At 72.7% G+C, this 20174-nt stretch carries 13 protein-coding genes; 7 read left to right on the top strand and 6 right to left on the bottom strand.

Annotation, left to right across the window (positions count from 1 at the left end; translation table 11 throughout):
* Positions 1–139: 139 nt before the first annotated feature.
* Positions 140–1186, top strand: a complete 1047-nt coding sequence (locus ACFRCG_RS01035; protein ID WP_380027323.1) for a sensor histidine kinase — start codon at positions 140–142, stop codon at positions 1184–1186.
* Complete coding sequence (locus ACFRCG_RS01030; protein ID WP_380027320.1) at positions 1183–1845, top strand: response regulator; 663 nt, start codon at positions 1183–1185, stop codon at positions 1843–1845. The genes ACFRCG_RS01035 and ACFRCG_RS01030 overlap by 4 nt, the downstream gene beginning before the upstream one ends.
* Positions 1846–4737: 2892 nt before the next feature.
* Here ACFRCG_RS01030 and fusA read toward each other — a convergent pair.
* Positions 4738–6864, bottom strand: a complete 2127-nt coding sequence (gene fusA, locus ACFRCG_RS01025) for an elongation factor G (protein ID WP_380027318.1) — start codon at positions 6862–6864, stop codon at positions 4738–4740.
* Between the two features lie 818 nt (positions 6865–7682).
* The gene (locus ACFRCG_RS01020) at positions 7683–9011 is read right to left on the bottom strand and encodes an MFS transporter (RefSeq protein WP_380027316.1); all 1329 of its coding nucleotides are present in this window, start codon (positions 9009–9011) and stop codon (positions 7683–7685) included.
* Between the two features lie 88 nt (positions 9012–9099).
* Here ACFRCG_RS01020 and ACFRCG_RS01015 point away from each other — a divergent pair, with 88 nt between their 5' ends.
* A complete protein-coding gene (locus ACFRCG_RS01015; RefSeq protein WP_380027314.1) occupies positions 9100–10032 on the top strand; it encodes a winged helix-turn-helix transcriptional regulator in 933 nt (310 codons plus the stop codon).
* Positions 10033–10232: 200 nt separating this feature from the next.
* On the opposite strand, the gene ACFRCG_RS01010 is transcribed toward ACFRCG_RS01015, so the two are convergent.
* The 3 genes from ACFRCG_RS01010 to ACFRCG_RS01000 all read right to left on the bottom strand — a co-directional run bounded on the left by ACFRCG_RS01010 (position 10233) and on the right by ACFRCG_RS01000 (position 16006).
* The gene (locus ACFRCG_RS01010; protein WP_380027312.1) at positions 10233–11036 is read right to left on the bottom strand and encodes an IclR family transcriptional regulator; all 804 of its coding nucleotides are present in this window, start codon (positions 11034–11036) and stop codon (positions 10233–10235) included.
* 105 nt (positions 11037–11141) lie between these two features.
* The gene (locus tag ACFRCG_RS01005; protein WP_380027310.1) at positions 11142–13298 is read right to left on the bottom strand and encodes a SpoIIE family protein phosphatase; all 2157 of its coding nucleotides are present in this window, start codon (positions 13296–13298) and stop codon (positions 11142–11144) included.
* Positions 13299–13342: 44 nt separating this feature from the next.
* Positions 13343–16006, bottom strand: a complete 2664-nt coding sequence (locus ACFRCG_RS01000; protein WP_380027308.1) for a SpoIIE family protein phosphatase — start codon at positions 16004–16006, stop codon at positions 13343–13345.
* A gap of 466 nt (positions 16007–16472) precedes the next feature.
* On the opposite strand from ACFRCG_RS01000, the gene ACFRCG_RS00995 reads away from it, so the two are divergent.
* Positions 16473–17099 (top strand): hypothetical protein, encoded by a 627-nt coding sequence (locus tag ACFRCG_RS00995; RefSeq protein WP_380027439.1) that lies wholly within the window; start codon positions 16473–16475, stop codon positions 17097–17099.
* Positions 17086–17763: a class F sortase gene (locus tag ACFRCG_RS00990; RefSeq protein ID WP_380027305.1), complete on the top strand. Its 678-nt coding sequence runs from the start codon at positions 17086–17088 to the stop codon at positions 17761–17763. The genes ACFRCG_RS00995 and ACFRCG_RS00990 overlap by 14 nt, the downstream gene beginning before the upstream one ends.
* Before the next feature lie 114 nt (positions 17764–17877).
* Here ACFRCG_RS00990 and ACFRCG_RS00985 read toward each other — a convergent pair whose 3' ends face one another.
* Entirely contained in the window at positions 17878–18825 is a 948-nt protein-coding gene (locus ACFRCG_RS00985; protein WP_380027303.1) for an NAD-dependent epimerase/dehydratase family protein, read from the bottom strand.
* A 104-nt stretch (positions 18826–18929) separates the two neighbouring features.
* Between ACFRCG_RS00985 and ACFRCG_RS00980 the strand changes: the two genes are divergently transcribed.
* Together ACFRCG_RS00980 and ACFRCG_RS00975 are read left to right on the top strand one after the other, a co-directional pair.
* The gene (locus ACFRCG_RS00980; protein WP_380027301.1) at positions 18930–19535 is read left to right on the top strand and encodes a TetR/AcrR family transcriptional regulator; all 606 of its coding nucleotides are present in this window, start codon (positions 18930–18932) and stop codon (positions 19533–19535) included.
* 101 nt (positions 19536–19636) lie between these two features.
* Positions 19637–20101: a hypothetical protein gene (locus ACFRCG_RS00975; protein WP_380027299.1), complete on the top strand. Its 465-nt coding sequence runs from the start codon at positions 19637–19639 to the stop codon at positions 20099–20101.
* The last annotated feature ends 73 nt before the right edge of the window (positions 20102–20174 follow it).

The raw sequence follows: 20174 nt of genomic DNA, 5'->3' as shown, positions 1-20174 counted from the left end.
CGGCATGTCACCACGCTAGGAAGCGGAGGGGTTCGCGCTCGCCCCCCTGGAACGGGGAATCCCCTCCCTCGTGCGAGGGAGATCGTTCTCCGCCGTGCGGGGGTGGACCGGGGTGGGGCGGGCCGGTGCAGGATGGGGCATGCGCACTTCCGACGTTTGGCTCACGTCGGCGTTCGTGGCGGGCGCGGTCGCGGTGACCGTGCTCGCCCCCGCCGACCCGCCCTACCGGGGGCTGGACGCGGTCGGTCTGAGCCTCGCGGTCGGGTCCACGCTGTGTCTGTTCCCGCGCCGGGTCGCGCCGGTGGGGGTGGTGGTCGCCACGTCGTTGCTCGTGGTGGTCAACGCGGCGGCCGGCTATTCCACCACGGTCACCCAGTGGCCGGTGTGGATCTCGCTGTTCACCCTGTTCTCGCTGCGCGGGACCACCGCCCGGGTGACGGGCGTGGCCGTGATGCTCGCCGCGGTGGGCGGTTACTTCGTGGTCGACCGGGCGCCGATCGGGCCCACCGACGTGTTCAACGTGACGGTGTGCTTTTTGGTGGCGATGGTCGCGGGCGACGCCGCGCGCAGCCGGCGGGCCGCGGCGGTCGCCGAGCACGCCCGGGTCCGGGCCGAGGAGCGCACCGAGCTGGCCCGCGAACTGCACGACTCGATCGGGCACGCCGTCAACGTGATGGTGATGCAGGCCGGGGTCGGGCGCCGGGTGTTCGCCGACGACCCGACCTTCGCCCGGGAGGCGCTGGGCAACATCGAGAGCGTCGGGCGCGACGCGCTGGGGGAGCTGGACCGGCTGGTCCGGGTGATGCACGCCGACCGGCCGACCACCGACCTGTCCGCGCTGGTCGACCGGGTCCGGGCCGCGGGCCGCGAACTGCGGCTGACCACGGAGGAGATACAGGTGGGCGCCACGGTCGCGCAGGCGCTGCACCGGATCGTCCAGGAGGCGCTGACCAACGCCCTGCGGCACACCGACAGCGGCCGGATCGACGTCGAACTGGCCCAGGTCGACGACACCGTGGTGCTCGAAGTGGTCAACGAGGGCCGCCAGTTGCGGGTGGGCCGGCCCGGGCGCGGGCTGGTCAACATGCGCGAGCGGGCCCGGTCGGTCGGCGGAGAGGTGGAGGCCGGCCCGGTGCCGGCGGGCTTTCGGGTACGGGCGACGCTGCCGGCGCAGGTGCGTCCGTGATCCGGGTGCTGCTGGCCGACGACGACGCGCTGGTCCGGAGCGGATTGAAGGCGCTGCTGCGGGCCGAGCCCGGGATCACCGTGGTGGGGGAGGCGGCCGACGGCGCCGAGGCGGTGCGGGCCGCGCTGGAACATCGGCCCGACGTGGTGGTGATGGACATCCGGATGCCGGTCCGCGACGGCGTCTCCGCCACCCGGGACCTGATGGCCGTGCCGGATCGGCCGCGCGTCCTGGTGCTCACCACGTTCGACCTGGACGAGGTGGTCGACGACGCGATCGCGGCCGGCGCCGACGGCTTCCTGCTCAAGCGGGCCACGCCGGAGGAACTGATCGCCGGGATCCACGCGGTCGCGGCCGGCGACGCGGTGGTCTCACCGGCGGTCGCCCGCCGCCTCTTCGCCTCGCACGCCGCGCGCATCGGCCCCGACCACATGCGCGCGGGCCGCCTCACCGACCGCGAGGCCGACGTACTGCGCGCGATGGCCCGCGGCCAGTCCAACACCGAAATCGCCCGCACACTGCACCTGTCGGTGGAAACAGTGAAAACCCACGTCAAACACATCCTCGCCAAACTCGACGTCCGCGATCGAACCCAAGCCGTCGTCTGGTCCTACCGCACAGGCTTCGCCTACCGAAGCGACCCACCACCCGGGGCCTGAACGACACGGGCGGCGGGGGGTGGGGGCGGGAGCGGGAGCGGGTGGGTCCGCGAGGCTGGGTGATTTGGGGTCGGTCGGCGTCGCGGGGTGGGCTGCCGCCGCCGGCGTCCGGGGCTTCGAGCCACAGGGCTTTTGGCGATGCGGGTGTGCCCCTTGGCGAAATCCGGCCGGTAGCGGCGGGGGCGGGTGGGTGGTCGGGTCGTGTCCTCCGGCCGGCCTTTCCGGGGTGGGTCGGGCGTTCCCGGCGGGCGCTGCGCTTTGGGCTGCGGGGTGGCTGGTCCGGGGCTGGTCAGAGTCGATGGTGGGCCGCCGCCGGCGTGCGGGGCTCCAAGACCGCAAGCTCCCGACGAGGCGGGTGTATTGCTTACCGAAATCCGGCCAGCAGTGGGAGCAGGGGGCGCGCTCGGGTCGAGCCCTCCGGCCGACCTTCCCGAGAGAGCCGGGCGTTCCCGGCCGGCGTTGCGCTTTGGGCTGCGGGGTGGCTGGTCCGGGGCTGGTCAGAGTCGGTGGTGGGCCGCCGCCAGCGTGCGGGGCTTCAAGACCGCAAGCTCCCGACGAGACGAGCGCGTTGGTCACCGAAAACCGACCGGCAGCGGCGGGGGTGGGGTGGGTGGTCGGGTCGAGTCTCCGGCCGACCTTCCCGAGTGGGCCGGTCGCTCCAGGCCGGCGCTGCGCTTTGGGCTGCGGGATGGCCGGTCCGGGGCTGATCAGAGTCGATGGTGAGCCGCCGCCAGCGTGCGGGGCTCCAAGATCCGAAGCCCCCGACGAGACGAGCGCGTTGGTCACCGAAAACCGACCGGCAGCGGCGGAGCGGGTGAATGGTCAGGTTGAGTCTGCCAGGGGCCTTCGCGGGTGGGTTGGGGTGTCTCGGGGGCGTTTGGGGCGGGGTTGGGGTTCGGAACCGGATCTCGGTGGGTGGTTGTGGGCTTCGAGCTTCGGTGACCTGCGGTTTTGTGGGGTCGGGGTGGAACGTCGGGTAGCGAGTGCCGGTTTCGTGTGCTTCGACCCTCTCGATGCCGGTGTGGAGGCCGAAACCGCACAGTCGTAGCCGACTTCAGGCGCTGCGACCTCACAGAGGCCGTCGAAGAGACCGAAAGTGCCCAGTGGGAGCCGAAGCCGGATCCCGAGGCACTCGAAACGGTCTCCGCCTACGCTGACCTGCGGTTTTCCTTCGAAATGAGCCTTCGGCACCCCACGCAATCCGGGTTCGTGAACCTTCGTCACCCACATGCCACCGCTGGCCGGGAACGCCCGACCCAGTCGGGAAGGCCAGCCGGAGGACTTGACCCGAGCGCACTCCCCGCCCCCGCTGCCGGTCGGTTTTCGGTGAGCAATGCGCTCGTCTCGTCGGGAGCCCTGGGTCTTGGAGCCCCGCACGCTGGCGGCGGCTCACCATCGACTCTGACCGGTCCCGGACCGGCCATCCCGCAGCCCAAAGCGCAGCGCCGGCCTGGAGCGACCGGCCCTCTTGGGAAGGTCGGCCGGAGGACTCGACCCGACCACCCACCCCGCCCCCACTGCCGGTCGGTTTTCGATGAGCAACGCATCCGTCTCGTCGGGAGCCCCGGGTCTTGGAGCCCCGCACGCTGGCGGCGGCCCACCATCGACTCTGACCGGCCCCGGACCGGCCACCCCGTAACCCAAAGCGCAGCGCCGGCCGGGAACGCCCGACCCATTCAAGAAGGCCAGCCGGAGGACTCGACTCGAGCGCCCCCTGCTCCCGCTGCTGGCCGGTTTTCGATGACCAACGCGCTCGTCTCGTCGGGGGCTTCGGGCGTCGGAGCCCCGCACGCTGGCGGCGACCCACCATCGACTCTGATCAGCCCCGGACCGGCCACCCCGTAACCCAAAGCGCAGCGCCGGCCGGGAACGCCCGGCCCAGTCGGGAAGGTCGGCCGGAGGACTTGACCGGAGCACGCTCCCCGCCCTCACTGCCGGCCGGTTTTCGGTGAGCAATGCACCCGCCTCGTCGGGGGCTTCGGGTCTTGGAGTCCCGCACGCCGGCGGCGGCCCACCATCGACTCAGACCGGCCCCGGACCGGCCACCCCGCAGCCCAAAGCGCAGCGCCGGCCGGGAACGCCCGGCCCAGTCGGGAAGGTCGGCCGGAGGAGACGACCCGACCACCCACCCCGCCCCCACTGCCGGCCGGGTTTCGGTGAGCAATGCGCTCGTCTCGTCGGGGCTTCGGGTCTTGGAGCCCCGCACGCTGGCGGCGGCTCACCATCGACTCTGACCGGCCCGGACCGGCCACTCCGCAGCCCAAAGCGCAGCGCGGGCCTGGAGCGCCCGGCCCTCTCGGGAGGGTCGGCCGGAGACTCGACCGGACCACCCACCCCACCCCCGCCGCCGCTGGTCGGTTTTCGCCGAGCAACGCACCCGTCTCGTCGGGAGCCCCGGGTCTTGGAGCCCCGCACGCCGGCGGCGGCCCACCATCGACTCAGACCAGCCCCGGACCGGCCACCCCGCAGCCCAAAGCGCGACGTGTGCCGGGAGCGCCCGGCCCAGTCGGGAAGGTCGGCCGGAGACTCGACCCGACCACCCACCCCACCCCCGCCGCTGCCGGTCGGTTTTCGCCGAGCAACGCACCCGTCTCGTCGGGAGCCCCGGGTCTTGGAGCCCCGCACGCCGGCGGCGGCCCATCACCGCCCTGACCAGCCCCGCACCGGCCGCCCGCAGCGCATGCCGGCCCGCACCGGCCGCCCGCAGCGCATGCCGGAGCGTCCCGATCCCCCGGGAGCGTCCCCTGCGCCGGTGGTGACCCACCCCCGGGCAGCGCCCCGCCCGCCATCCGGGGCGGGGTCCCGGGGCGGGGTCCCGGGTCCCGGGTGGCGGGCGGGGGTGGGGCTTTCTCCTTCGTTACCGGCCTTCGGTCGGTGGCTTTGGGGCGTTGGTCAGGCCGCGGTTGTTCCCGTGGGGATTTCGGGGGTCAGGTGGGGTGGGACCCTTGTGTAGGAGTGGAATTCCATTGTGTAGCTTGCTCGGCCGGACGTGCGGCTGCGTAGGTCGCCTACGTAGCCGAACATTTCGGCGAGTGGGACCAGTGCGGTGATCACCTTTGCGCCGGAGCGGTCGGTCAGGGCCTCGACCTGGCCGCGTCTGGCGTTGAGGTTGCCGATGACATCGCCCAAGTGGTCCTCGGGTGTGGTCACCTCCACCGCCATCACCGGTTCGAGCAGGGTTGGGCGGGCCAGGCGGGCGGCCTCCTTGAAGGCCAGTGAGCCGGCGATGCGGAAGGCCGTTTCGGATGAGTCGATCTCGTGGAACGCGCCGTCGAGCAGGGTTACCCGCAGGCCGGTGAGCGGGTAGCCCGCGAGGACCCCGAGTTCCATCGCCGCCTGGCAGCCCGCGTCCACCGAGGGAATGAACTCCTTCGGGACGCGGCCGCCGACGACCTTGTCGACGAACTCGTAGCCGTCTCCCTCCAATGGTTCGATGGCGATGCGGACCTTGGCGAACTGGCCCTTGCCGCCGTTTTGTTTGCGGTACGTGTAGTCGTGTCCGGGCACCGGCGCGCTCACCGTTTCGCGGTAGGCGACTCGCGGTCGGCCCACCGAGGCGGCCACGTCGAACTCCAGTCGCATACGGTCGACCAGCACCTCCAGGTGCAGTTCGCCCATGCCGGAGACGATGGTCTGCCCGCTCTCCCGGTCGGTCTTGACCCGGAAGGACGGGTCCTCCTCGGCCAGTCGTTGGATCGCGACGCCCAGCCGCTCCTGGTCGGCCCGGGACGCGGGTTCGATGGCCACCTCGATCACCGGGACCGGGAAGTCCATCGATTCCAGCACCACCGGGTTCGCCGGATCGCACAGGGTTTCGCCGGTGGTGGTCCGGCGCAGCCCCATCACCGCGACGATGTCGCCCGCGCCCACGGCGGCGATCTCCTCTCGTTTGTCGGCGTGCATGCGGTAGATCTTGCCCACACGTTCGGTGCGGCCCTTGATCGAGTTCTGTACCTGGTCGCCGGCGGTCAGGCTGCCGGAGTACAGCCGCAGGAACGTCAGCCTGCCCAGATGCGGATCACTCGCGATCTTGAACGCCAGCGCCGCGAGCGGCTGTTCGGTCGACGGCGTGCGTACGACGGCCGTCTCCGGCGCGCCGACCGCGTGGCCCTGGATCGCCCCCACGTCCAGGGGCGACGGCAGGTAGCGCGCCACGGCGTCGAGCAGCGGCTGAACCCCCTTGTTCCGGAAGGCGGTTCCGCACAGGACGGGGGTGACGGTGGGACCGTCGCCGCGACCGGAGGCGATGGTGATCCGCCGGATCGCGGCGTGCAGTTGTGCCTCGGTGGGTTCGGTGCCTGCCAGGTACGCCTCCATCATCGCGTCGTCGTGCTCGGCGACCGTCTCGAGGAGCCGTTCGCGCCATCTGCGGGCGTCCGCGAGGTACGCGGCCGGGATGTCGACGTCGTCGTACGCCTCGCCGAGTCCGGTGTCCGCGGACCAGATCAGGGCGCGCATCCGGACCAGGTCGACCACCCCGCGAAAGTCCGCCTCGGCGCCGATCGGCACCTGCACGACCATGGCCACCGCGCCCAGTCGTTCGCTGATCATCTCGACGCAGCGATGGAACTCGGCGCCGGTGCGGTCGAGTTTGTTGACGAAGCAGATTCGGGGTACGCGGTAGCGGTCGGCCTGGCGCCACACCGTCTCGGACTGCGGCTCGACGCCCGCGACGCCGTCGAACACGGTGACCGCGCCGTCGAGTACGCGCAGGCAACGTTCGACCTCGATGGTGAAGTCGACGTGTCCCGGCGTGTCGATGAGGTTGATCCGGTGTGCGACGCCGTCGAGCGTCCAGTCGCAGGAGATCGCGGCGGAGGTGATGGTGATGCCGCGATCGCGCTCCTGGGGCATCCAGTCGGTGGTCGTCGCGCCGTCGTGTACCTCGCCGATCTTGTACGAGACGCCCGTGTAGAACAGGATCCGCTCGGTGGTGGTGGTCTTGCCCGCGTCGATGTGGGCCATGATCCCGATGTTGCGGACGGTGGCGAGGTCGAGGTGGCGTGCGGTTCTGGTCATGACGGCCTGAAGCCCTCTCTCATATCTCATACGAAGGGGTGGGACGGGTGGTGCCGAATCCGGGCAGCACACGGCGATCCGTCGACTCCGTACGGGTGTTCGCACACCACGCGCGGGGCAGCGGAGAGCACCGGTGGGCACACCGGGGATGGATGGCGAACGGCCGCCGGGGCCGGTCGAGTTGCGACCGGGCACACCCCATCGACCCATGGGCGCAGCGCGCGCGGGGTTCGACGACACCGGGCAGGCCGAAGGAGGGCGGCATGGCGGTACGCCGAACCGGTGCGGCGCGAGGGCGCGGCATCGGCGGATCGGTGGGGATCGGCGTGTGACGGGCGGAGCCGAAACGGATCGGACTCGGCGCGCGGCGGCGGCCTTTGGGTCGGCTCGGGGCGGCGGTGATACGGCCGCGCGTCGGCGGGTGGGCCGACGGTCGCCGGCCAACCTACTACCTACGGCCGGGACCGTTTCCGGTCACGACACAAACGACGCGACGACACGACGACGCAACCACCTACAACCAGCGCAACAGCGCAACAGCGCGAAGGTGCAGCCATACGATGACGCGACAACGCAACGACTCGTCAACGCGCCAACACGACCACGCGCTACGGCGCAGAACGCGGCTCAGCCGCGAGGCGACCCGGAGCGATCGGGCCAACGGCCCTTCCACGGCTCCCGGTTCGACGTCGGATGGGCGCTCCGCGGTCGGGTGCCGAACGCGTGGCGTCGCGCACCGATTCGCTTGAACGTGACATCCATGCGCCCACCGTAGATCACGAACTCGCTCGCGGTCACCCGGATTTTTGGCGCCCGGTTCAGACCAGGTCGCGCATCCGCCGGATCGGGCTCGCGCCCAATACGATCGGGGTCAGCAGCGCGACACCGAACATCGTGCCCAGCGCGCCCCGGTTGCCCAGCCACGTGGCGGCCAGCCCCGCGGTCAGCGCCCCGAACGGGATCGCGCCCCAGGACACGAAGCGGACGGTGGCCATCACCTGAGGCAGCAACTCCGACGGCGTCACGGTCTGCCGGTGGGTGCGGGTGATGATGCTCATCATCACGACGGCGGTGCCGAACGCGGCGTTGGCCGCGGCGAAGACGAGCAGCCCGAGCCCGGCGCCTGCGAACGGTATGCAGCCGACCGCGACGGGCGTCAGCAGCCCGGCCCCGATCAGCGTCCGGGCGCCGCCGAAGCGGGCGACCAGGCGCGTGGCCAGCGCGGCGCCGATCAGGCTGCCGACACCCTCGGTCGCGATCAGAACGCCCACCAGCGCGGTCGGCGCGTGCAACGTGCGCACGAGCAGGGCCGGGACGAGCGCCATCAACGCCCCGCAGACGAAGTTCACGGCCGTCACCGCCGTGACGCACGGCCCGATCGCCGGATGCCGGCGCACGTAGCGCAGGCCCTCGGCCATCCGCGCCCGCAACGAGGGGCCACCGTCCGAGGGCGCCTGCCGGGCCGGGCGGGGCAACGTGCGCAGCAGCACCGCGGAGAGCAGGTAGCTGACCGCGTCCACCAGCAACCCGCTCGCCGCGCCGCACAGTTGCACCAGCACACCGGCCAGCGACGGGCCGCCGAGCTGGGTGGCGGCGACCGAGCCGGAGGTGAGGCTGTTGCGGGACGTCAGCTCCTCCTTGCTCACGATCGACGGCAGCAGCGTCGAGTTGCCCACGTCGAACACCACGCTCGCCAGGCCGACCACGAACGCGACCACCACCAACTGCCACAGGACCAGTACGTCCAGCGCCCAGGCGATCGGGACGGAGGCGATCGCGACCGCGCGCACCACGTCCATCGCTACCTGGGTCCCGCGCAGCGGGAGGCGCTGCACGATCACCCCGGCGGGCAACCCGATCAGGATCCAGGCGGTGTACTGCGCGGCGGTGATCAAACCGACCTGAAGACTCGTCGCGTGCAGGCCGCGAAGCGCGATCAGCGGCAGGGCGACGGCGGTGATCGCGTCCCCCGTGTGACTGATCGTCAGCGCGGCCCAGTAGCGCCGGAACGCACCACCCCCACCGACCGCACCACCCCCACCGACCGGCCCGCTCTCGCGATCCGACCCGCCCGGCGCCACACCGCTCACCGCGCCCGCCCCGCCGCCCGACCCCGCCAACCCCGTCGCATCCACTTCGCCTGACATCCGCACCCCCGTTCCCCGCAGCCACCAAGTGAGTAACCAATGGAAACTCACTATAGTGAGCGCAACGACGCGGGCAAGACGAGGTGACATGCGATATACCGATCTGGCGGACGCCGACTGCGCCATCACCCAGGCGCTCGGCGTCGTCGGCGACTGGTGGACCCTGCTGCTCGTGCGCGATGTGGCGGCGGGCGTACACCAGTTCGGCGCGCTCCACGAACAGGTCGGGATCAGCCGCAAGGTGCTGGCCCAGCGGCTCAAGGCCCTGGTCGAGCACGGCGTGCTGGAGAAGCGGCTCTATCACCCGCACCCGCCGCGCTACGAGTACCACCTCACCGACGCCGGGCGCGGCCTGCTCCCGGTCCTGGTCGCGCTGCAGAACTGGGGTACGCGGTTCGTCCTCGGCGACGGCACGCTGACCGCCACCGGCGAGGCCGACTCGGCCGAGGCCCGTCAGGCGCACGCCCTGGTCGGCACGAAACTGCCCGCGCTCACTCTGCGCCCCGCCACCGCGTCCGAGGCCACCGCCGCCGCCACTGCCACCACCGCCGAGCGCGTCGACCCGATCGCCGACACCCCGTGGACGGTCCTGTACTGCTTCCCCGGCGCCTACGCCCCCGGCGTCCAGGGGCATCCCCCCGGCTGGGACCACATCCCCGGCGCCCCCGGCTGCACGCTGGAATCCGCCACGTACCGCGACCGCATCACCGAATTCACCGCCCGCGGTGCCACCGTGCTCGGCGTCAGCACCCAACGCCCCGACCAATTGGCCGCGTTCGCCGCGCACGCGAACATCCCGTTTCCGCTCCTGTCCGACGCCGACCTCGAACTGGCCGCCGCACTACGCCTGCCCACGTTCCGGGCCGCGGGTGTAGACCGCCTCAAGCGGCTCACCCTGCTCCTCGACGACACGCGCACCGTGCGCGGCGTCCTGTACCCGCTCCCCGACCCGGCCGGCTCGGTCGCCGACGCGCTGGCCCTGATCGACGCCCGAACCCGCCCCGCCTCCGCCGCCGGGTAGCAGACACCGGCGCCATCCCACCCGCAACCACCGCCGACACCCGCGGCCCGGTTGTACTGCCCAAACAGGACGTGTCGGCCCGACCGACCCCCGGCCCACCGCCGAGGACTCCTTCACCGAATTCGTGAAGTGGTGCGCGGGCGGCATCGACCCGCGCACCCGACCGAACGGGCGCGGCACACCGAGGCGATCCGCCCCCGCTACAACCCCATCCGGCTCACCCGCGCGGACAGTTCCGCCGCCGTGGCGCGGACCGCCGTCGCATAGTGCGGCACCTGCTCGTCGGGGATGCGGTGGGACAGCGCGGCGATGCTGACCGCCGCGACGATCGCGCCGTCCTCGCGATGTACGGGGGCGCCGATGCCGAGCAGGTCCGGGTCGAACTCGCCGCGGGCCACCGCGTAGCCCCGGGCCCGGATCCCGGCCAGGCGCACCCGCAGTTCGTCCGGGTGGGTGATGGTCGCGTCGGTGAAGCGCGGCAGCGGGCGGGCCAGTACCCGTTCGATGTCGGCGTCGGGCGCCCACGCCAGCAGGGTCAGTGCGGCGGCGCCGGCGTTGACCGGGAACACCTGGCCGCGCTCATAGGACAGGCGCAACGTGTGGAGCGCCTCCTCGCGCTCCAGACACACCACCGAATCGCCCGTACGCCGGGTCAGCAGCACCGGCTGGCCGACCGCGAGCGCCAGTTCGCGCATCACCGGGCGGGCCAACTCGGACAGCCCGACCCCCTTGCGCGCCAGCCGGGCCAGGTCGAGCACCCGCGGCCCGAGTCGAAAGCCGACACCGCCGTCGTTCTCCTCCAGGAACCCGTTGGCGGTCAGGCTCTGCAGGTAGCGGTAAGCGGTGGACCGGGCCACTCCCAGATGCCCCGCGACCTGCGACGCGGTCAGCGCGAGCCGGTCGTCGCGGAACAGCAGCAGGATGTCCAGGGCGCGGTCGGCCGTGGAGTTGCGCCCACGATGGCCCGACCCGTGGTCGGCGTCCCGGGGGGTGGTTCCTGGCATCCGGGAACGCTATCAGGGGCCGCCGACAAGGGCCGGGGACGGCCGCCGGCACCCGATCCGGGCCACGCGGCGAGGGGTCTGGAACGGCCGCCCGCAGCCGCGCGCTCACGCCGGGCCGGACAGCAGCAGTTCCGCCCAGATCGTCTTGCCGTCGGTGGTGTAGCGGGTGCCCCAGCGCTGGGTGAACTGTGCGACCAGGAACAACCCGCGCCCGCCCTCGTCGGTGGTCCGCGCGTGCCGCAACCGGGGCGTGGTGCTGGTCGCGTCGGACACCTCGCAGATCAGCGTGGCGTCACGGATCAGCCGCAGCCGGATCGGCCCGGAGGCGTAGCGGATGGCGTTGGTGACCAGCTCGCTGACCACCAGTTCGGTGGTGAAGGCGATCTCGTCCAGCCCCCATTCGGCGAGCTGCCGGCCCGCCAGGGTGCGGGCCTCGGCGACGAAGGCGGGGTCGGCCGGGAGGTCCCAGGACACCACCTTCGAGGAGTCCAGCTTGCGGGTACGAGCGATCAGCAGCGCCACGTCGTCCTGCGGCGGGTTCTGCGGCAGGATGTCGAGCACCGACCGGCACAACTCGTCCAGCGGCCGGTCGGGGTCGGCCAGCGAGGCGCGCAGCCGGTCCATCCCGGACTCGACGTCACGATCGCGCCCCTCGACCAGGCCGTCGGTGTAGAGCACGAGCAGGCTGCCCTCGGGCAGTTCCAGTTCGGCCGCCTCGAACGGCAGTCCGCCCAGCCCGAGCGGCGGCCCGGTGGGCAGGTCCGGGAACTCCACCGTGCCGTCGGGGTGGACCAGCGCGGGCGGCGGATGCCCGGCACGGGCCATCGTGCACAGCCGGCTCACCGGGTCGTAGACCGCGTACAGGCAGCTCGCGCCCAGCGCGGTGGTGTCCACACCGCCCTCGCCGGTGCCCTCCTCGTCGACGAAGCGGATCACCAGGTCGTCCAGGTGGGCGAGCAGTTCGTCGGGGGACATGTCCAGGTCGGCCAGGGTGTGTACGGACGCGCGCAGCCGGCCCATGGTCGCCGCCGCGTGCATGCCGTGCCCGGCCACGTCGCCGACCACGAGCGCGACGCGCGCGCCGGACAGCGGGATCACGTCGAACCAGTCGCCGCCGACCCCGGCCCGGTCGTCGGCGGGCAGGTAGCGGCTGGCCACCTCGACCGCGGTCTGCCGGGGCAGTCCGTGCGGGAGCAGGCTGCGCTGCAGGGCCAGTGCGGCGGTGTGTTCGTGGGTGAAGCGGCGAGCGTTGTCGATGGACACCGCGGCGCGGGAGACGAACTCCTCGGCGAGGATCAGGTCGTCGCTCTCGAACGGGTCGGGGGTGTCGCGGCGGAAGAAGTGCGTCACGCCGAGGATCGTGCCGCGGGCCCGGATCGGTACGACCATCATCGAGTGCAGGCCGACCCGGCGGGTGCGGTCCGTGGAGACGCGGTCCTCGGCGAGCCACGGCAGGAGGTCCGGGTCCAGGAGCGGTTCCAGTACGGCCTTGCCGTCGACCAGGCAGCGGGCGCCGGGGGAGTTGCGGGCCACGGGGGCGCGTTCGCCGATCCGGGCGATCGACTCGACGAGGTCGTCGTCCGCGCCGTTGTGCCGGCCCTCGCGCACCGAGCGCTGGCCGACCCGGATCAGGTCGGGGTTGGCCCGGCGGACCGGGCCGGGCTCGGGGTCGACGCCGCGGAGCACCGGTTCGAGCAGGTCCACCGCGACGAAGTCGGCCAGGTCGGGGACGGCGACATCGGCCAGCTCCTGCGCGGTGCGCGCCACGTCCAGGGTGGTGCCGATCCGGGCGCCGATGTCGCTCAGCAGGGCCAACCGTTGCCGGGCACGCCATCGGTCGGTGACGTCGATGACGAGGTAGCAGACCCCGGCCGGGCGCCCTTCGCCGTCCTCGAGGCGGAAGAACGAGGTCGAGTAGGCGTGCACGTGTTCCGGGTCGCCGGCGGTGCGGCCCTGGTACTCGTGGTCGATCAGCGGCACCCCGGTCGCCAGGACCTCGCGCATCCGCGCCTCGATGTGCTCCGCCGGGAGCCCGGGCAACATCTCGCTGAGCCGCCGGCCCAGGCGTTTCTCGCGCGGGATGCCGCCCCGCTCCTCGAGCTGGTCGTTGATCCACACGCAGCGCAGGTCACGATCGACCACCGCCATGCCGATGGGGGCCCGGTTGAGCAGGTGGTCGAGGAGCGCCCGGTCCGCGCCCCAGGGCACGGCGGACGAGGCCTCGCCGGCGTCGTCGGCACCGGCGGTGTGCGGTGTGCCCATCAAGCCCTCCTGTCCTCCTCATTCCATGGTCGCGCGTTTGCCGCTCAGCGCAGATCGGCGACGGGTCCCGTGCTCGGGGCGGGTCGGGCGTTCGGGGCGGGGCCGGTGACCGGGGCGGGCCCGGCGCCTGCGGCGGGTCCCGCGTTCGGGACGGACCCCATGCCCGGGATCGGTCGCAGCCGGCGGGTCAGCAGTACGGCCACGTCGTCGGCCCGCTCGGTCAGCCGGCCCGCGTCGCGCACCATGCGGTCGGCGACGTCGGAGAGGGTGGTGTCGGCGGCGTGTGAGAGGGAGGCGCGCATGCGGTCGATGCCCCGGTCCAGGTCCACGCCCACCTCCTCGACGAGGCCGTCGGTGTACAGCGCCAGGACCGAACCGGGCTCCAGGGCCATTCGGGTCACCGGGTATTCGGCGGCCCGGTCCACCCCGAGCAGCGGGCCGCCGGGCAGTTCGACCACCCGGGTACGGCCGTCGGCACCGCGCAGCAGCGGCGGTGGATGCCCGGCCCGGACCGCGTCGGCCCGCCCGCTCTCCGGGTCCAGTTCGATGTAGCAGCAGCTGGCGAACAGGCCGGGATCCAGATCGGCGAGCAGCCGATTGGTACAGCTCACCACCTCGTCGGGCCGCTGCCCCCCGGTGGCGAACGCCCGTACCGCGCTCCGCAGTTGGCCCATGGTGCCGGCCGCGGCCACGCTGTGCCCCTCGACGTCGCCGATCACCAGGCCCACCGAGCGGCCGGTGTCGATCACGTCGTACCAGTCGCCGCCGATCTCCATGCCCTGGGTGCCGGGCAGGTAGCGGGCCACCACCTCCAGGTTCGCCAGCGTCGGCAGCCGGTGCGGGAGCAGTGCGTGTTGCAGACCCCGGGCAAGGGCGAATTCCGCGTCGTAGAGCCGGGCCCGCTCCAGGGCCTGGGCGATCAGGCCGCTCAGCGCGGTGAGCACCGAGCGCTCCTCGGGGGTGAACGTGTGCCGCCGGTCGAAGCCGAGGATGCAGCTGCCGACCGCCCGGTCGGAGGCGATCAGCGGCAGGAAGGCCCATGCGGACATCTCGTCCAGCGGGATCCCGGGATACGCCGCGGTCAGCTCCTCCGCCGACTCGATGAAGATCGGTACGCCCCGGGTCAGCGCCTCCACGCCGGGCAGCGCCGCGTCCAGCGGGACGCCCTCGAAACGGTCCAGGAAGCCCTCGGGGTAGCCGCTTTCCAGGGCCAAGAAGAAACGTTTGTCGCGGACCACGTAGATGGCCAGCTCCCGGCCGCCGAACGCGGGCAGGATCTGGTCGGCGACCACCTCGCACACCTCGCCGACGGACACCGCCTCGGTGAGCGCGCCGGCCATCTGGAGCACGTGGTAGATCGCGCCGAGCCGGGGCGGGGCGGCCTCGGTCTCCGGCGCTCCGGTCGGGCGGGCGGCCTCGGCGCCGTCCGCCGCCTCGCTCGCGCCGGGTGGCGGGGCGACCGGGACCACCTTGCCGGTCAGGCCGTACGGGTCGGGGTAGAGCGAGAACGCCAGCCAGCGGTCGCGCGGGGTGCGGGCCAGGAACGAGCCGGGTTGCTGGGAGAGCATCGCGGCCCGGTAGCGGTCCTCGTACGCCGGGTCGGCGAGCCACGGCAGCGCGTCCCAGGGGGCGCGGCCGAGTACGTCCTCCAGGCGCACCCCGAGCAGGTCGGCCAGGTTGCGGCTGGCGTAGGTGACCCGGCCCTCGCCGTCGAGCGAGAAGACGCCGTCGCGCAGCCGCTCCACGGCTTCCGCGGCGGCGGCCCCGGTGCCGAGGTCCAGGACGGCGCCGACCAGGTGCCGGGCCCGGCCGCCGCTCTCGTCCTCGGGGATGCGCCCCCACACCTCCAGCGGCCGGTGCGTGCCGTCGGGGCCGGCCACCTGGAGGCGCCAGGCCAGTACCCGGCCGGTCTCCACCGCCCGATGCGCGGCCTCGCGGAACTCGCGCCCGCCGCCGGAGACCACCCGGGCGGCCAGCGTGGCCGCGCGGCGGTCGAAGTCGGCCGGGGCGATGCCGAACAACTCGCACAGTTCCTCGTCGGCGTCGAAGTCGCCGGTGGTCACGTTCCAGTCGAACAGGCCCACCCGGATCAGCGGGAAGGTGTCGGTGGGCAGCAGGGTCACCGTCGGCGGACCGTCGTAGGCGATGTCGGTGCCGGGTCCGCTGCGGGCGCTCAGGGCGTTGCCGAGCCGTTTGGCCGCCGCGCGCAGGCGGCGCCTTCGGGCGGCCGGCAGCCCGCGCCCGGGGGAGGCGGGCCACATCAGCGCGACCACGCCGAACGTCTCGCCGCCGTTGCCGTTGCCGCGACCGCGGCCGCGGATCGGGGCCGAGGCGGACGCGTAGGCGTACGGCATGCCGAGCGCCAGCTGCGGGAAGCGCCGCATGGTGTCGCCGTCGTCGGCCAGGAACACGATGCGGCCGGTGCGGTACGCCTCCGGCGCGGGCAGCGCGCCCGTGACCGGGACCCGGCTCCACGGGCCGAGCAGGGACACGGCCAGGCCCGCGACCTTGGCGAGGACCAGCGAGCGGCGGTCGGGCGAGCGCAGATAGACCACTCCGGCGTAGGCCCCGGTGGCCCGCACCGCCGCGTCCAGGCAATTGGAGCAGTCGGCCAGAATCCCCTCGACGTGGTCGTCACGATCGGCGCCGCTCCGCATCACGGGCGGGGGGAGGGGCCCGGCATCGGCCCCGGGACCGCTTCCGCTCATCGGCGCCTCCCTCGTCCCACGATTCCCGCCGACACCGGACCTCGACCTCGTCCGGTCCGGTGCGGCGACCACGCCGCCGGTTGCGCGCACATAGTCTCGGAGTACGCCTGCCCGGAATCAATGTCAAACGGGCAAATCACACCAAGCGAACAAACCCCAACTCCACCGGCAACCGACCCCGCCCCACCCCAAGCCGGACCACCGCCCCCACCCAGACCACACCCACTCCCACCGGCCACCGGATCCAGCTCGGCCCTGCCCGGCGGCTACCCGGTCCCGTTGGGCTCCGGGTGTTGGGTTGGGGTGGGGCTGGGGGTTGTGGGGGTGTTGGGTTGTTCGGGTGAAAACGGGGCTGGGCTGGGCGTGTCGATGTGGGGGGTGTGGGTGCCGGCGGCACCGTCGGAATGTCCCATCTTCAGGTGATCCGACCAATGTCGTTCGCCCTCATCGTGGAGCGCCCATCGTGATGCCATCCCTACGCAGTTCGACCACCCGTCTCCGGCGGCCGACCGTCGCGGCGATCGCGCTGGGCGCCGCCGTGTTCGCCGGCGCCGGCCCGGCGTACGCGTTGCCTCTGGCACCGGGGGACAACGGTGACGTCAAGGTGCACATGAGCACCACCCCGCCGACCGACCAGCGGGACGAGACCAAGGTCTGCCTGTTCAATCTGGCGGCGTTCAACTTCGACACCGTGCAGCAGGTCACCTACACGATCGCCGCGCAGCCGCCCAAGGCCGACGGCCCCGTCCTCGGGGGTTCGATCACCCTGGTCGACGGCACCGGGCACACCGGGACCCTCACCCTGCCCAACGGCCAGTACAAGCTCGTGTGGACCTTCGCGGGCGAGAACGGGGCGGGCAAGCAGAAGGTCTTCAAGGTCGACTGCCCGCCGGGGACGACCGGCGGCGTCACCACGGCCGGCAGCACCGGCGGACGTCCGGCCGGCAGCGTCAACGCCGGTGGCGGCGGCGGTGCCTCGACGTTCGACGCGGGCGAGGTGACCGTCGGCGCGGTGGTGGCCGGTGCCGCCCTCGCCGGCTTCGGGATCCACCTCGTCCGTCGTCGCCGGGCCACGGGCGATGGCACGTCCTGACACACGGTCGGCGCACCGTACCCGTCGCTCCGGCCCACTGGCGGCCGGAGCGACCGCGCTGGCGCTGATCACCGGATTGTGGCTGGTGTACCACGGTTGGGGGGACGGCGGCGTCGAACGGCCGCCGGCTCCCGTCGCGGACGTGGCCGCCGTCCCGCACGCCCGGGTGCCCGCCGACGGGCCGCGCCGGGTGGACGCCCCACCACTGCCGGAGTCGGTGCCGGTCAGGATGCGGATCCCGGCGATCGGCGTGAACGCGCCGATGGGCACGCTCGGCACCGGTTCGGACCGCCGACTGGCCACCCCGCCGGTGGGCAACAGGAATCTGGTCGGCTGGTATCGCGACGGGGTCGCGCCGGGGGCTCGCGGCAACGCGGTCACGGTCGGTCACGCGGACACCCGCTCCGGCCCGGCCGTGTTCTTCAAGCTCGGCCTGCTGCGCATCGGCGACCGGATCGAGGTCCAGCGCCGGGACCGCAAGACGGCGGTGTTCAGCATCGACGCGGTCCGGTCCTACCCGAAGGACGCCTTCCCGGACGACGTCGTCTACGGCGCCACCGACGCCGCCGAGCTACGCGTGATCACCTGCGGCGGCCACTACGACAAACGCACCGGATACGCCGCGAACGTCGTGGTGTTCGCGCATCTGACCGCCACTCGATAGCCCCTGGTGGCTCCCCGACAACCCCCGACAACCCCCGACAGTCCCGATGGCCCCCGCAGTGACCCGCACTCACGCCCCCGTGAGGCGGGATCGAGACCGGGCCGGGTCGTGGGCTCAGGTGCCGGCCTTGCGGAACCAGGACAGGGTTTCGGCGATCGCCGTTGCGTGAGGGGTCGGGGGGAGGGGGCCGAAGGTGTCGGTGAAGCTTGTGGAGTCGACGATGAAGGGGCGGTCGCGTTGGTACCAGGTTTCGCCCAAGGCGCGCACCGTCGGGTTCACCAGGCCGAGTAGGCGCTGGGCGGTGTGGCTCACCGCCGCCGACTTGCCGGGGCGGCCCGATTCGGTGAACAGCAGGTCGAGGAACTGCTTGCCCGTCAGCGGTTCGGCCGTCGGTACGTGCCAGGCCCGGCCGTCGGCCCGGGCGTCCTCGCCGAGCATCGCCAGGCCCTTGGCGAAGTCGGGCAGGTAGCTGAGCGAGTGCGGCTGGTCCGGCGAGCCCACCCACCGCACCACCTTGCCCCGCACCGCGGCGCCGAACACCGTGTCGCCCACCGTGCTGTTCACCCCGCGCGGCCCGAAGTAGTCGGAGGCCCGCCCGATCGCCACCCGCAGTTCGCCGGCCTCGTGCGCGGACAGCAACGACCGTGCCATCGCGGCCCGCACCCGCCCCTTGGGGTTCTCCGCGGCGTAGGGCAGGTCCTCCGTCATCGCGCCGCTCACCGGCCCGTACATGTAGAGGTTGTCGGCGAACACCAGCTTGGCCCCGGCCGCCGCCGTGCCCCGACGGATCGCGTCGGTCAGCGGCGGGAACTCGCTCACCCAGGCCGTATAGGCCGGCGCCGCGCAGTGGTACACCACCGCGGCCCCGGCGCACGCGGCGGTCGCGCCGTCGGGCGTGGTGACATCGCCGCGCACCACCTCGACGCCCTCGGGCACGGTGAGCCCGCCGTTGCGGTTGACGGCCCGGATCCGCCGGCCGCGAGCGTGCAGTTCGTCGACGAGTGTGGCGCCGACGGCACCGCCGGCGCCGAGGACCACGTGCAGTTCGGACGCGGTGGACATGTGGACTCCCGAGAGTGGCCCCGACTCGGCGGCGGACGACCCGTCCCGGCGAGGGTGACTTTGATTACAGTGTTATGTAACAGCGTTGCGTTACAGTTGTCAACATGGGACGGCCACGTACGCGCGATTGGGACGAGCTGCGTCGCGCATTGATCGACGCCGCCGGTCGACTGCTCGCCACCGAGGGTCCACAGGCGCTCAGCACCCGGCGGGTCGCCCACGAGGTGGGCACCTCGACGACCGCCGTCTACAACCTCTTCGAGGACAAGGCGGGCCTGCTGCGCGCGATGTTCCTGGACGGCTTCGCGGCGCTGGAGGAGCGGTTCGCCCGGGTGCCGGTGGACGGCGACCCCGAGGCCGACCTGCTGGCCCTGGGCCACGCCTACCGCGCCGCGGCCCGGGCAAATCCGCACCGCTACGACCTGATGTTCGGCCGACCGATCGCCGAGTTCCGCCCCGACGAGGCGGACTCGGCCCGGATCGGCGGCACCCACGACACGCTGCTGCGCGCGGTCGCGCGCTGTGTGGACGCCGGCCGGTTCGGGCCCGCCGACCCGGCGGACATCGCCGCCCACATGAGCGCCCTCGTCCACGGGTTGGCCAGTCTGGAACTGCGCGGCGCGCTGGGCGACGAGGAGTGCGCCGACCGCCGCTGGCGCCTGGCCCTGGAGGCCGCGTGTCGCGGCCACCACCCCGAGCCGGCCGGTTAGGAGGGTCGACCGGACCGACGCCGAATAATCCGGTCGCCGTTGTCGGTGGGCTTGCCTACGCTCGTCCCATTACCACGCGACCTCACCTCGGGGGAACCCTCATGAGCATGCCGAATTACACCCAGGACCCGCTGGTGCGCCTCGACCGCCACCAAATCGAGTTCACCACCTACCCCGGCGACCACCACGCACTCGGTTTCGTCGCCACACGCGCCAGGTGCTCGTGCGGTACCTGGGAGTCCAACCGCCCCTGGGCGCGCGCCGATCACCTGCGGGCGTTCGGCCGGCACATGGGCGACGTCCAGGTCATCGCGCACACCGTGCCCAGGGAGTACGAGCGCCTGGCCGTGGTGCCGTTGCGCTGCGTGGACGCCGAGCACGCCGCCGCCGTGGTCCGCGAGTGGCCGGAGCCACAGGACGCCGAACACGGCCTGTTCCGACGCGAGGAAACCATCTACATCGCCTACGGGGACAGCGAGTTCCCCTGCTCCGTCGCGGTCTGGGCGCACCTGCGCGGACACGTGAGCGATGTCTACGCCGGACGCATGTTGCGCGATGTGGCCTGACCCGCCTCCGAGGCCGGCCCCCCACCCGGTTCCGCGACCTGCCGATAGGCTGCACGACATGCGTTGACGCCTG

Origin of the sequence: Embleya sp. NPDC056575 (genome assembly GCF_042793325.1) — a bacterium.
GTDB lineage: Bacteria > Actinomycetota > Actinomycetes > Streptomycetales > Streptomycetaceae > Embleya.
This window is presented reverse-complemented; position numbering and strand designations above follow the sequence as displayed.